Origin of the sequence: Methanococcoides seepicolus, from assembly GCF_023684405.1 — an archaeon.
Classification (GTDB): Archaea; Halobacteriota; Methanosarcinia; order Methanosarcinales; family Methanosarcinaceae; genus Methanococcoides; species Methanococcoides seepicolus.
In genome coordinates, this window is record NZ_JAGSOI010000005.1 from 49,958 (window position 1) to 64,499 (window position 14,542).

The 14,542-nt window shown below is 44.4% G+C and carries 11 protein-coding genes; 5 read left to right on the forward strand and 6 right to left on the reverse strand.

The window, feature by feature from the left end:
- Window positions 1-15 precede the first annotated feature (15 nt).
- Together KDK67_RS02330 and KDK67_RS02335 are read left to right on the forward strand one after the other, a co-directional pair.
- Window positions 16-675 carry a hypothetical protein gene (locus KDK67_RS02330; RefSeq protein WP_250867228.1) on the forward strand — a complete coding sequence of 220 codons (660 nt, stop codon included), beginning with the start codon at window positions 16-18 and terminating at the stop codon, window positions 673-675.
- Window positions 672-1,595: a coiled-coil protein gene (locus KDK67_RS02335; RefSeq protein WP_250867229.1), complete on the forward strand. Its 924-nt coding sequence runs from the start codon at window positions 672-674 to the stop codon at window positions 1,593-1,595. The genes KDK67_RS02330 and KDK67_RS02335 overlap by 4 nt, the downstream gene beginning before the upstream one ends.
- Window positions 1,596-1,806: 211 nt before the next feature.
- On the opposite strand, the gene KDK67_RS02340 is transcribed toward KDK67_RS02335, so the two are convergent.
- From KDK67_RS02340 to KDK67_RS02360, 5 genes are all read right to left on the reverse strand, one after another.
- Complete coding sequence (locus tag KDK67_RS02340; protein WP_250867230.1) at window positions 1,807-2,361, reverse strand: hypothetical protein; 555 nt, start codon at window positions 2,359-2,361, stop codon at window positions 1,807-1,809.
- A 12-nt stretch (window positions 2,362-2,373) separates the two neighbouring features.
- Window positions 2,374-3,339: a biotin--[acetyl-CoA-carboxylase] ligase gene (locus tag KDK67_RS02345; RefSeq protein ID WP_250867231.1), complete on the reverse strand. Its 966-nt coding sequence runs from the start codon at window positions 3,337-3,339 to the stop codon at window positions 2,374-2,376.
- A 48-nt stretch (window positions 3,340-3,387) separates the two neighbouring features.
- On the reverse strand, window positions 3,388-4,884 hold the full coding sequence (locus KDK67_RS02350; RefSeq protein WP_250867232.1) for an acetyl-CoA carboxylase biotin carboxylase subunit: 1,497 nt from the start codon (window positions 4,882-4,884) through the stop codon (window positions 3,388-3,390).
- A gap of 14 nt (window positions 4,885-4,898) precedes the next feature.
- On the reverse strand, window positions 4,899-6,614 hold the full coding sequence (gene oadA, locus KDK67_RS02355) for a sodium-extruding oxaloacetate decarboxylase subunit alpha (RefSeq protein WP_250867233.1): 1,716 nt from the start codon (window positions 6,612-6,614) through the stop codon (window positions 4,899-4,901).
- Window positions 6,615-6,868: 254 nt separating this feature from the next.
- A complete protein-coding gene (locus tag KDK67_RS02360; protein WP_250867234.1) occupies window positions 6,869-7,336 on the reverse strand; it encodes a hypothetical protein in 468 nt (155 codons plus the stop codon).
- Window positions 7,337-7,479: 143 nt separating this feature from the next.
- Here KDK67_RS02360 and KDK67_RS02365 point away from each other — a divergent pair, with 143 nt between their 5' ends.
- Window positions 7,480-10,917 carry a DNA polymerase II large subunit gene (locus tag KDK67_RS02365; RefSeq protein ID WP_250867235.1) on the forward strand — a complete coding sequence of 1,146 codons (3,438 nt, stop codon included), beginning with the start codon at window positions 7,480-7,482 and terminating at the stop codon, window positions 10,915-10,917.
- A gap of 143 nt (window positions 10,918-11,060) precedes the next feature.
- On the opposite strand, the gene mmp10 is transcribed toward KDK67_RS02365, so the two are convergent.
- Complete coding sequence (gene mmp10 / locus KDK67_RS02370; protein WP_250867236.1) at window positions 11,061-12,290, reverse strand: methyl coenzyme M reductase-arginine methyltransferase Mmp10; 1,230 nt, start codon at window positions 12,288-12,290, stop codon at window positions 11,061-11,063.
- A gap of 419 nt (window positions 12,291-12,709) precedes the next feature.
- Here mmp10 and mcrB point away from each other — a divergent pair, with 419 nt between their 5' ends.
- Both mcrB and mcrD read left to right on the forward strand, forming a co-directional pair.
- Window positions 12,710-14,014 carry a coenzyme-B sulfoethylthiotransferase subunit beta gene (mcrB, locus tag KDK67_RS02375; RefSeq protein ID WP_250867237.1) on the forward strand — a complete coding sequence of 435 codons (1,305 nt, stop codon included), beginning with the start codon at window positions 12,710-12,712 and terminating at the stop codon, window positions 14,012-14,014.
- A 36-nt stretch (window positions 14,015-14,050) separates the two neighbouring features.
- Window positions 14,051-14,539: a methyl-coenzyme M reductase operon protein D gene (gene mcrD, locus KDK67_RS02380; protein WP_250867238.1), complete on the forward strand. Its 489-nt coding sequence runs from the start codon at window positions 14,051-14,053 to the stop codon at window positions 14,537-14,539.
- Window positions 14,540-14,542 lie beyond the last annotated feature (3 nt).

A 14,542-nucleotide genomic window follows, 5' to 3' on the forward strand; every position in this document is an offset into this window, starting at 1 on the left:
AATATTGGTGTAAATATGAGTGAAAGTAATATGAGTAATGAAACTTCCATTCTTGACAAAGATGAGCTTATCAAAAGCGTGATCGCAAAGCACAGGCGTCTTCTGGAAGAATACAACAGAGAGTTCAGCGAGCTCGATGGAAGATCAAAGACACTGAAAGAACAGATAGAATCCTCAAAGCAGGAAAAAGAAGATACCCTGACCCGCATTGAGGTTCTGAAAGAGAAACGTCAACAGCTCTACCATCAGGCAGAGAACGTTCTTGGGAACATGTTCACTGACATCGATGACAAACTGCTTGATAACAAGCTGATGCATGCTGCAAATGACGGATTTACCAAGGTCAGGCGCCTCATAGACATCAATGAAGAAAAGCAAGTTGTTGATGAGCTATTGACCAAGCTGGATGGCATGAGCACACATGAAACCGTCCAGAGCTCCGTTCAACAGATAAAAGCAAAGGTCAATGGTGCTATCGAAGCCAGCAATGAGCTTGCAGGGACCATTGGCATTAAAGCCCTTGACGAAAACTTCCATAAAGCAACTGAGGAACTTAAGACGATCTCACCACGCCACGGATGGCTTGAGAACAGAATAAAGAGCCATAATGAAGCCCTTGAGCACTGGGGAAAGAATCCTGCCACTGAAGAGAACACGCCGGAGGCTGACGCATGACCACAACAGATGTATCAACCATGAGTGAAAAGGACCTGAAGAACACAATTAACGATTACAGGACGAAGATCACACAGAACGAACGTACCCTGAAAGGTGTTTTTAGAGATCTGAAGCTGCATCGCACAAATATCGATGAGCTGAAAGAGAAAAGGGACAAGCTTAACGCGCAAGTAAAGGAACTTGCAACAAAGGCACGCGAAGAGAAGAAACTTCGTGATATCGCTAATGAGAAGATCTCAGAAATAAAGGGCACAAGAGATGAGATCCGCAGTGAAAAGGACAAGGTCACCGGCAGTATCACCGAGCTTAAAACAAAGCGTGATGAATACAACAAGCAGTCCCGTGGAAGTGTTGAATCTCTGTCAAAGGCATATGCTGCTGAACTTGATAAGTTCTTAAATGCAGACATTCCCCTCAAACATGAGATTGATATTTTCGAGAAACTTTCCGACCTTGGAGAGAGGATCGGTGCTGCAAGTCAGGCTGATGAGCTACATAGCAAGATCGTGGAAACATACAGATCATCAGAGTCGATCTACAAAGCCGATGGGACTGTTGGAAAGGATGTAAAGGGACTTGCAGAAGAGTCACAGAAACACCATCTTTCAATGCTTGCATCCTACAAGAAGATCGATGGACTTCGAAAAGAAGCAGATCTATATCATGCTCAGATCAAAGAGACCTATGATGTCGTCTCACCCATAAGGGAAAAGATCGATCCATTGAAAACAAAGATATCAGAGCTCAGAGATGAACTCAGCATATATCTTGACAAGCTCAATGAGATCCAACTTGAACATGATGAGAAGAAACTGGATGAGAAACACATTGTTGCAAAAGAGAAGTTTGAAAAGACAGGAAGAATGAGTCTTGAAGACCTTAGATTATTGATGGAGAAGGGAGATCTTAAGCTTTAAGCTTATTATCTCATTTTTTATTTTTTATTTTACGTTGTTATTTGATCATTGATCATTTTTACGTTCATCATCATTACAAGGACCTATTTTCAGCATACATCCAGTTAGACCCTAGTCAGATCGATAGAGAGAACTATAGACATAGTCAATCCGTCATGACCATTTCCGACATTATCAAAATACTTGTTAAATGATGCTTGTTAAATTCCAATTAATATTTCCAGGAGAAACGTTTGAAAATTACAAAGCAAGCCATACTCAAAACAGCCATAACAAAACTGAATCCTGGAACGTTCTCTGCCGTACTATTATTTTCAACGGGAATATTCGGAACGTTCGGGGAACTGCCCGGATCCTCAGACACAGGCGCAGGTAATGAAGGATCAAGATACTGATATACCGGAATAAATGTGATCAATTCACCGTCAGGCCCATAGTAAATGGCATCCAGAGTAATGTTAAATATCTCTTTAGAATTATGTGAGTAGATAAAAACAGAACCTTCGCTCAGGATCTCATCTTTGAGAGCAACACCATCAAGTGAAAGTTCCACCCAAACATTGCCATCATCACTCACATCCTTGACCACAAAGAGATATCCCTGACTGAACTGCCATTCACCCTTGGTTTCAATGAAAATACCCTTGCCATCAATAAGTCGGATGCGGACATCATCATTTGCAGCCGATACAGGGAAGACACAAATGAAAAATATTAAAAATAGTAATAGGATAGAAAGTAAAGGTCTTAACTCTCTTTTATCCACGCGCCACACCCATTATCTATGAATGCAACTTCCGGCAACGATCTCTTCCAGACCTTCTGCAGTCTCCACAAGAAGAGTACCATTTTCAGTGATACCTACTGCTTTTCCGCTTATCATCCTTTGCGGCGTCACCACATCCACATCCCGGCCTATAGTTGAAGACAGGGATCTCCACTCCTCAAGAATTGAATCGAAACCTAATGTCTTAGATCGGACATACTCATCTTCAAGTGCCCTCAACAATGCCTGAACAAAAGCGATCCTATCCAGCTCTTCGCCTTTTATCTCACTAAGACTTGTTGAACTCGACCGGATATCTTCCGAAAGGTCTTCTATGGACACATTGACATTGATACCCATACCAATGACAACAAAATTGATCTGATCGGTTTCCGCATCCATTTCTGTCAGAATTCCACAGACCTTCTTATCCCCGACCAAAACATCATTTGGCCATTTAAGAGATGCCTCAATACCAAATTCACGAATTGCCCTTGCAACGGCAACCCCGGCCATGAGAGTAAAACGTGGTGCATATGCTGGAACCACATTCGGTTTAAGGATAACGGACATCCAGACACCGCCTCTTGGAGATACCCAATGTCCACCTTTGCGACCACGACCGCTGTCCTGTATTTCAGCAATTACAACAGAACCTTCATCTGACAGTGGTCCCATCTTCTTTGCGATATCATTGGTTGAATCAACCTCATCGAAATATCGAATATCAACCCCAATGATACTCGTGTCAAGACCATCCATTATCTCCGACGGATAAAGTTTGTCGGGCGCTGAGACCAGAACATGACCGGAACCAGGCGAGGATTTGATGACATAACCTTCCTCACCAAGTGCTTTAATATATTTCCAGACCATCGTTCTGGAAATACCAAGTCTTTGCCCAAGTTCTTCACCGGAAATTGGATCAGTTCCTGCATTTTTCAAAGCTCTGATTATATCCATTTTCTTGTCAGTCAAGTAATACCCCCAAATTCAAATGATAATAGAACAATATATCAACAGACCTTATTTAGTCTGTTGACAGTTTGACTGCTGTTTTGCAGCATTTACATAAGCACTGACTGCCGCGGTAGCAGCTGCTGTCTTACGTGAATTATTGACAAGTACAGATGCAAGAGTGGAACCTTTTTCCTTTTCATGCTCCACGACTTCCTTTACTGCCTCAAGGATATTATTGTCTTCGATGAAATGAGTGGTCAGGTCCCCACGTACGAACGCCTCATTGGAAAGAACAGCCTTATGGAATGGAATATTGGTAGTTACACCAATGATGACAAACTCATAAAGTGCTCTCTTCATCCTGCTAATAGCCTCTTCGCGAGTTTCACCCCAGGTACAAAGCTTTGCAACCATCGAATCATAGAAAGGAGGTATGACATAGCCCATATAAACACCACTGTCTATACGTACACCCGGACCACCTGGTGAGCGGTACCTGGTGATCTTGCCCGGAGAAGGTGCAAAATCATTGAGAGGGTCTTCGGCATTGATGCGGCACTCGAATGCATGACCTGTTATCTTAATATCTTCCTGCTTGAAAGGAAGTTCTTTTCCACATGCAATAAGCAACTGCTGTTTCGCAAGATCTATACCGGTAACAAGCTCTGTGATACAATGTTCCACCTGAAGACGTGTATTGACCTCGAGGAAATAGAAATCACCCTTGGAATATAGGAACTCGACAGTACCTGCATTCTCATAACCGATGGACTTTGCCGCTTTGACAGCAGCCTCACCCATTTTCTTACGCAGCTCCGGGCTCAGCACCGGAGATGGAGCTTCTTCCATGAGCTTCTGATGCCTACGCTGAATAGAGCATTCCCTGTCCGACACATAAACGGTGTTACCATGACTATCTGCAAGTATCTGGAACTCGATGTGACGAGGTTCTTCCACATACTTCTCAATGAACACAGTAGGATCACCAAAAGCAGATTGTGCTACCGATTGGATAGACACCAGAGAAGACTTGAAATCGTCCTTTGAATAGACGACCTTCATACCAATACCACCGCCACCTGCAGATGCTTTTATCATCACAGGATAACCAATGGAATCAGCCATCTCGAGGGCTTCATCCACATCTTCAATAGCCTTGTCATATCCCGGGACCACCGGAACACCGGCTTCGATCATAAGTTTTCTTGCAGCGATCTTGCTGCCCATCTTCTCAATGACCTCACTGGAAGGACCAATGAACACGATCCCAGCAGCCTTACACTTCTTTGCGAAAACCGGGTTCTCTGAAAGGAATCCATACCCAGGATGGATCCCTTCCGCACCAGACTCTTTTGCCACTTCGATTATCTTGTCCATGTTCAGATAACTCTGGCTTGAAGGTGAAGGACCGATATGATATGCTTCATCTGCATATTTTGGAAAAAGGGCATTCTTGTCAGCATCCGAATATACAGCAACTGTGGAAACATCAAGTTCCCTGCATGCACGCATTATACGGATAGCGATCTCACCCCTGTTTGCTATAAGGACTTTCTTGAACATGATAAGAACTCCTGTTAGTTAATAGCCATTAGTACTTCGCCCGTACCGACCAGATCCCCTTCGGAAACGAAGATCTCCTTTACCACACCGTTATGGGAAGCATGGATGGCATTCTCCATCTTCATGGCTTCGATCACACAGACCTTATCCCCTTCTTCAACAGTATCCCCGACACTTACGTTCATGGAAAGGACCATTCCCTGCATGTGACTTGTAACCGCACCCTCACATTCAACAGCCTTTGAAGACTTCTCGGCAACAGTGACAGAACCTCCGGCAGGCTCTACTTTGACCTCGAACACCTCGCCCTCGATCTCAACCCTATAATCCGTTGGTATGGCCACATTCACCGGTGCAACACCAGTCGCTGCCCTTACCGGAACAAGCTCCTCCTCCTCAGCCTCACCAAGCAGGAACTTAGGTGCGATCGCAGGATACAGGATATATGTAAGGACATCCTCCTCTTTCTTCACAAGACCCTTCTCTTCAGCCTCTTTTTTAAGGGACTCATACTCAGGTTTGAGAAGGTCTGCAGGACGACATGTGATGGGCACTTCATCGCCAATTATCTTCGCGATCATTTCGGAACTGATAGGTGCAGGTGACCTGCCATAGAAACCACGTACATAATCCTTGACCTCATTTGGAACAACCTTGTAACGCTCATCCATAAGCACATTCAATACAGCCTGTGTGCCTACAATCTGGCTGGTCGGGGTGACAAGCGGAGGATAACCAAGCTCCTCACGTACTTTTGGCATCTCCTCCAGAACCGCCTCATATTTATCAAGGGCATTCTGCTCCTTAAGCTGTGAAACAAGATTGGAAAGCATACCACCAGGTATCTGATACAACAATACGTTAGCATCAACCTGCTCAGAGATAGGGTCAAGGATACCCCGGAACTCTTCCTTAAGGTCCTTGAAATATTTTGTAACCTCTGTGAATAACCCAAGATCGAGGTCTGTGTCGTATTTTGTCCTCTGAAGAGCAGCAACAATAGATTCTGTCGGTGGCTGGGAAGTTCCTCCTGCCAGGGGAGAAAGCGCCGTATCGAGAATATCGACACCTGCCTTACATGCAGCCAAGTAGCTCATGGATGCCATTCCTGATGTACAATGGCAGTGGAGTGCCACAGGAAGTCCTACCTCTTTCTTGAGTGAAGTTATAAGCTCATATGCTTCATGCGGTGCGAGAAGGCCTGCCATGTCCTTGATACAGATAGAATCACAATCAAGTTCAGCAAGCTCATTTGCAAACTCGACATATTTCTCCACTGTATGTACCGGACTTATTGTATAACTGATAGTACCCTGTACATGAGCACCGACATTCTTTGCAACGGAGATAGCTTTCTCCATGTTGCGTATATCATTAACAGCATCGAATATCCTGAAGATATCAATACCGTTCTCATGAGCTTTGGTAACGAATTTTTCCACAACATCATCAGAATAGTGACGATAGCCTACAAGGTTCTGGCCTCTAAGAAGCATCTGTGCAGGAGTGTTCTCCATACGACTCTTAAGCTCCCGGAGCCGCTCCCACGGATCTTCGTTCAGATAACGGATACATGTATCGAATGTTGCACCACCCCACATTTCAAGGGAATAGTAGCCAACCTCATCCAGTTTGTCGATGATAGGCAGCATGTTACGGGTTCGCATACGTGTTGCGAGAAGGGATTGGTGAGCATCCCTCAGAATAGTTTCCGTTATTTTTACTGTCATTATTTGTACCTCATAATTATCAATTCAGACCCAGCTTTGGATCAATACGTTTTTCATAAGCCGAAATTGAACTTAATTGAACATATACTTTTATGTAGTTTCTGGTAAGCATTTATAAACAAAACGTAATAAATACTATTATTATAATAATATAATATGAGAGTTAACTATGACCATTAACATCCCATAACCCTTAAAAAAGAGAAAAATGTAAAAAAAGGAGAAGAATTAAAATATATATTTTAATGCGATATTCATACAATTCCAACAGAACCTAAAAGTTTCAAGAAAGCTCCACCTACAGAGATAATGATCTTATCCATGGTGCTTGCTGCCTCTATCTTGATCTCTTCATTATCATATGCATCATTGAAATCCGCAACAGCATCCTCGGAATCCAGTAGCTCCCTCACCACATCTTCACTGGAAGTTATAATAAGGGCTGGTTCAAAACCAGGATTGGAAGCATTTACTTCTTCAAAAGTCGTAACCTCCAGATCTACATTCGTTACTGCTTTTATAGCAAGTATGCTTGCATCGTTCATATCGATGAGCAAAAGCATTTCTTCATTTCCTATAACATATTTAACACTTGAAGGAACATGATCGACGTTCTCATTAAAATCGTTCACAACAAGGTCCAGATCATCAAAAAGATCTGCAGATGCAGGAATTGAAAGCATTGAAATAATCAACAGAATTGTTAGTATACCCCATTTCATTTTATACACCTCATTAAACTAAATGTTACTAATTAATCATATAGTTAACAAATATAAAAACATGCGGTTTAATTTCAATGGACATCAACATCTTTTTAATTTCACACCCTATAATCACTGACAAGAAGGGAGAACAACCCAATATGGCAGAAATAGTTGCAAGCGATGAAATGCATGAGTACTTCAACACCCTTGAAGGCACACTAAAGGAAGAGATAGACATTGTAAATGATGCCCGATCCAGAGGCAAAGATCCAAAACCACATGTAGAGATACCTCTTGCAAAAGACCTTGCCGACCGTGTGGAAAACCTCATCGGGGTCAAAGGGGTTGCCGAACTTATACGCAAGCTTGAAGAAACGAAGTCAAGGGAAGAAGCTGCACTGGCACTTGGAAGAGAGGTCGCCCAGGGAAAGGTAGGAGAGTTCGACTCGAAATCAGAAGCCATCGAAGCTGCCATACGCGTATCTGTTGCAATGCTTACAGAAGGGGTTGTAGCAGCTCCCATAGAAGGGATCGACCGTGCAAGTATAGGAAAGAACGATGATGGTTCTGAATATGTGAGCATATTCTATGCAGGCCCGATACGCAGTGCCGGAGGTACAGCACAGGCATTATCTGTCCTTGTTGGAGATTATGTGCGCAGAGGCGTTGGTATCGACAGGTACAAACCTCGTAAAGAAGAAGTTGAGCGTTACATCGAAGAGATCATGCTCTACAAACGGGTTGCAAGTCTCCAGTACACCCCTTCTGAGGAAGAGATACGCCTTATTGTAGAGAACTGTCCAATCTGTATTGATGGAGAACCCACCGAAGCAGAAGAAGTAGAAGGACACCGCAACCTTGAGAGAATTAACACTAACCGAGTACGTGGCGGAATGGCATTGGTACTTGCCGAAGGTCTGGCACTGAAAGCCCCGAAGATACAAAAACATGTGAAAAATCTGAAGATCGATGGTTGGGAATGGCTCGAGCAACTAATCTCCGGTGTAAAAAGTTCATCCGAGAGTGGTGAAGATGAAGAGACGGATGGGAAACCGAAGATAAAACCAAAGGACAAGTATATGCGGGACCTCATTGCAGGAAGACCTGTTTTTTCCCATCCATCAAGACCAGGCGGGTTCAGACTTCGATATGGACGATCACGCAATACCTCATTCGCAGCTGCGGGCATAAGTCCTGCCGGAATGATAGTGATGGATGATTTCATTGCACCCGGAACACAGCTAAAGGTGGAACGCCCTGGAAAGGCCGCAGGCATGGCCCCGGTAGATTCCATTGAAGGACCCACTGTGCGCCTTAACAACGGCGATGTTATCAGAATAGACACCATCGAGGAGGCATACGCCCTTCGTTCCGAAGTAGAAGAAATAATTGATATCGGTGAGATACTAATCAACTACGGGGATTTCCTTGAGAATAACCATCCCCTTGCACCTTCCCCATATTGCTTTGAGTGGTGGATACAAGAATACAGGAAAGCCGCCCCAGATGCAGAAACCAATGAGGCGGAACTGAAAGAGCCGACACAAGAGGTTGCATTGGACCTGTGCAAGGAACTGAACATACCACTGCACCCGAAATTCACATACCTTTGGCATGACATTGACAATTCCCAGTACACAGCACTTGCAGACCTTATTTCGGAAGATGGTCTGCTTGAAGCGGACGGGTCATTTCTCAAGTTGCCACTACAAAGAACAATTGATACAGGAATGAAGAAGGTACTCGAAGACCTCCTTGTACAACACAAGGTAGAGGGTCCAACAATAATTATAGAAGAGCCACTTCCGTTTATCTATTCTCTCGGACTTGACAAAAGGCTCTCTAAAGGATGGGATTCACTTGAGCATGAAGAGCTGCTCGAGAACATCAATGAGATAGCCGGGTTTGTAGTCAGACCACGCGCCCCAACCAGAATTGGTGCCAGAATGGGGCGACCGGAAAAATCCGATAAAAGGAAAATGACACCGGCACCACATGCGCTTTTCCCCATTGCAGAGGCAGGCGGGAACACCCGAAGTCTCGAGAAGGCAGCAAATTTCAAGGTCAACACGAATTCAAAGACAGGCATGATCCCGGTAGAGATAGGAAATAGGATCTGCCCTGCGTGTGGAGTGGAAGGCTTTGAATTCAGATGTGACTGTGGAGAATACACGTTACCGAAATTGTTCTGCCCAAGATGTGGTATTTCGGTAAACAAGGCAAAATGTCCGAAATGCGATTCCAAGACCACCTGTACCAGCATGCGTAAGATCGATTTCAAAAGCATTTATCAGAAAGCTTATGCGAATATAGGAGAAAGGGATCACCTCGATTCTTTCAAAGGTGTCAAAAAGATGATGTCAAAGCACATGACACCGGAGCCTCTTGAGAAAGGTATTCTCCGAGCTAAACATGATCTGTTCACATTCAAAGATGGGACTGTACGATATGATATGTCGGACATCCCCCTTACCCACATACGACCATCAGAGATAGGCGTCAGTTGTGAAAGGATGATAGAACTGGGCTATTTGAAAGACATCTATGGCAAACCTCTAACCGATAGTGAGCAGGTACTTTGCCTCAAGGTACAGGACCTGGTGATCTCATATGATGCCGCCGACTATATTTTGAGGATCACACAGTATATAGATGATCTGCTAGTGAAATATTATAAGGTCGCCCCATACTACAATACAAAACACATAGACGATATTGTTGGCGTGCTTCTTATGGGACTTGCACCCCACACATCCGCAGGTGTTCTTGGAAGACTTCTCGGATTCACCACTGCTTCAGTGGGTTATGCACATCCGTACTTCCATGCAGCAAAAAGGAGGAACTGTGACGGGGATGAAGACTGCGTAATGCTTCTTATGGATGGCCTTCTTAATTTTTCCCGTGATTATCTCCCCGACAAGAGGGGAGGACAGATGGATGCACCGCTTGTTCTGACCACCCGCCTCGATCCAAGCGAGGTCGATAAGGAAGCACACAATATAGATATGTGTGCATCCTACCCGCTGGAATTCTATGAAGCGACCCAGAACATCGCAAATCCAAAGGACTTTGAAAATACCATGGACCTTGTAAGTGGCAGATTGGGTACGACACTGCAATATGAAGAGTTCATGTTCACCCACGACACATCCAATATTGCTGCCGGACCGCTCAAAAGTGCATACAAGACCCTTGGGACCATGGTGGAGAAAATGGACGCTCAACTTGAGCTTGCTAAGAAGATACGCGCAGTGGATGCACCCGATGTTGCGGAAAGGGTATTGACATCACATTTTCTGCCGGATATGTTCGGCAACCTGAGGGCATTTTCAAGACAGGGGACCAGATGTGTCAAATGTGCTGCCAAGTTCCGCAGGCCACCTCTTACCGGAAGTTGTCCGAAATGCGGCGGGCGTGTGATACTGACAGTACACGAAGGATCTGTTAAGAAATACCTGCAGGTTTCCATAAAAGTAGCGGAAGAGTATAATGTTTCCAGCTATACAAAACAACGTATCGAACTGATAGGTTATGATATGAAATCCCTTTTCGAAAATGATAAGTCAAAACAGATGGGACTTTCCGACTTCATGTGAGGTAGGAAGGTCTGAGATACTAAAAGATATGGAGCGATACATGCCGTCCAACATGTTGCAATATATTGTGAATTGCAATATATTGTAACTTTAATATGTTGCAAGATACCCATATCGGTAAGATATTACTGTAAAATTTTCATTTATACAGGCATACCGATCGCATTGATGTGTTCGACAAGTTCTTTGAAATTCTCAAATTCAATTTCAAGAACCTCTTTTTCAGTCATGCCGATCGACATCTCACCATCAACGGTCAAGGATTCAGGGCCACGCCTTACCATCCTATCGACACCATCGGCAGAAAGTACAGCCTTTGCTTCGGGATCATGAACAAAGGCACGCCCAGGGATCAGCACTGTTTCTGTGACTTCGGAAAGATCGAGACCATTGAGGTCATCAATGGTTATCAGACAGCCAATATCCTTGTTAAGTCCGATTACATTAACAGTGCCCCCGAGCTTGTCAAATATTTCGGACAGCCTGCCTGCAGCGACCTTACTTGTGAGGATCGTGGCCTTTTTTCGGACCTCAGGAAGTTGTGCCAGCAGGTCATCATGCAGACGTATGGCGAAAGGAGAACCTATAAGAGGATCTTCCAGAGGTGTGCCCGTGATCCTTAGATCGTGCTTGGATGCGGCTTCGCGAACCATTTGGGTGAACTCATCCACAGTTTGGGTCTTGATGTTGTCCATTATTGGTGCGTTCTCAAGAATAAGGCCTTCTTCCCTTGAATTTGCAAATCGCATTAGAATAGCACCTGTCGCACCCATCTCTTCGAGGTCACTCAATGTATTTTCAAGTACGGCACCATCGTTGATGCCCGGTATTACTACGATAGCAGCATAAACCTCACAATTTGCACAGAACTCACGAAGCACGACCAATGAGATCTCTGGTTCAGGGTCGTTCATGTACTTTCCACGGATCACAGGATCGGTGGCAAATACTGTGAATGAGACTTCAGTTACGCCGTTCTCGATAAAGAACGCGGCATCGTCTTCAGAGGTGAATCCTTTTCCACTTGTGTATCCAAGATGGATGGGTTTGCGGAACTGTGAGAGGAAGGTCACAAGTTCTTTGAGCTCAGGGTAACAACTGACATCGCCACCGCCACTTATTGTGATCTTCTCAAGGTCACCACTGCCAAAATGGATAGCTTGTGAGACCTCCCCCATGACATATTGAGCAGGTTTGAAACCGGAGTAGAGCTCTTTTACACCACGTGTACAATAGTCACACCCCTTTGAAAAAGGAAAACAATGTTTACAACCAAACGCAGGTACATCTTTCACTTTTTTGAAATAGCAATAACTGCAAAACCCACGGCAATCCACACCTGGGTTACCTCCAACATCCGCTACAATTTCCATATCGATCGGAGATACCTTAATTTATGTGATACAAATCATTTGTGGTGTAAAAACGGGTAAGTCACATTGTGATTATTATAACCTAATAAATTAAAATATATAGTGCCTAAATACACATTTGTTATTACAAATTGTTCAAAACGTATGTATTTTGTATGCGTGTTTGTATGTAATTATTCAGACCCATACCAATCCCCATTAGAATTGTCCACGATTTCTCGAGATTGAGACGTGCCTTCATAATCCAAATGCAAAAGCTTAAACATAAAAACAGCATTTCAATTTTGAATTGACTAGAAGGGACTACAATTGGAAATATAAAAAACACATTAATGGAGATCGGAAAGAACTTCCGACCATTAGTTCAATTATGTGATTTCCAGGAAGAGTTCCCGTAATAAAATTAGGAGGAAATATACGTGTCTGACAAAATAGACATATATGACGACAGAGGTACACTGTTGGAAAGCGATGTAGATATAAACGACCTCGCCCCAACATCTAATGCAGCAATCGGAAAGATCATCAAAGACACAAAGAGAACTGTTGCTATCAATCTTGCAGGTATCGAGAAAGGTCTCGCAACCGGCAAGTATGGTGGTAAAGGACGTCAGATTCTCGGACGCGATCTTAAGTATGATATCGTAGGGAACGCAGATGCTATCGCAGAGTCTGTTGCAAACCTTGTAAAGGTAAGCGATGATGACGACACACTCGTAAAAGTGATCGGTGGCGGAAAACAGCTTCTTGTGCAGGTTCCAAGCGCAAGAACAGACGCTGGTGCTGACTTCGTTTCAGGAAGCACAGTAAGTGGCGCAGCTGTTGTAGAGACCATCATCAATACGTTCAACACCGACATGTTCGATGCACCACTCGTAAAGGGCGCTGTCTGGGGTAGCTACCCACAGACCATGGACATGAGCGGCGGTAACGTTGCATCAATTCTCAGCATACCACAGCAGAATGAAGGTCTCGGTTTCTCCCTTAGGAACATCATGACCAACCACGTCGCTGCTATCACAGGCAGAAAGGCAATGAACGCTGCTGCACTCTCCTCGATCTACGAGCAGGCAGGTATGTTCGAGATGGGTAACGCAGTAGGTTCATTCAAGAGACACCAGTTGCTCGGATTCGCATATCAGGGCCTTAACGCTGACAACGTTGTCTACGACATAGTCAAAGAGAACGGTAAGAGCGGTACAATTGGTACAGTTATCGATACAGTTGTCGAGAAAGCACTCGACCTCGGCGTCATCGAAGTTGACCACGTAGCACCATCCGGATACAAATTCTACAAAGCAAATGACGTTTCCATGTGGAACGCATGCACAGCAGCTGGTCAGCTCGCAGCTACACTCGTAAACTGTGGAGCAGGCAGAGCAGCTCAGAACGTGTCATCAACCATCCTGTACTTCAACGATATAATCGAGAAGGAAACAGGCCTTCCTGGCTGTGACATGGGTAGAGCACAGGGTACTGGAGTCGGATTCTCTTTCTTCAGCCACTCAATCTACGGCGGTGGAGGTCCAGGTATCTTCAACGGTAACCACGTTGTAACAAGACACTCCAGAGGATTCGCAATTCCTTGTGTATCCGCTGCATGTTCAATTGACGCAGGTACTCAGATGATAACTATCGAAAAGACATCTGCACTTGTCGGAAATGTGTTCGGTTCAATCGAAGAATTCAGAGAGCCAATCAAGGCAGTTGCAGGGGCGCTCTAATACAAGTGTTCTAACAGATCTCAAAGGTAATACATAATGGTCGATCCTACTACGAATTTAGAAGATCTCATTCAGATCGAGATATGTCCAGCACGGTTTCTGAGTCCGGAGACCGCACAGGAACTACTCAATGAACTGAGCAATATCGAAGGTATCACAAGGGCATTCGTACATGGCCCAAGGTTGCCAAAGACCGTGCCATACGGACCGGCAACCGGACACGATGTTGATCACAAGTTCAGTAAAAATATCCAGATCGGTGAAACGGAAATGGACCTTGCTGTAATTGTTGGCCGCATAAGGCTGGAGATCCTTAACGAAGAAGTCAGAGACAACATCAGAAAAGTGTGCGAGCGAACACTACCGATGGGCTATGAGTTCCGGGAAGGACTTTTCATACAAAAGAGGCAAACCGTTTCAGACTATGCAAAACGCGGACCTGATGCTGACCCAACTACTTTAGGGCTAGCTGATCCGAAAGGAAAGGTCGGAAATCGTGTCTGTATGTTAAATCCAGCGGAGTGATCG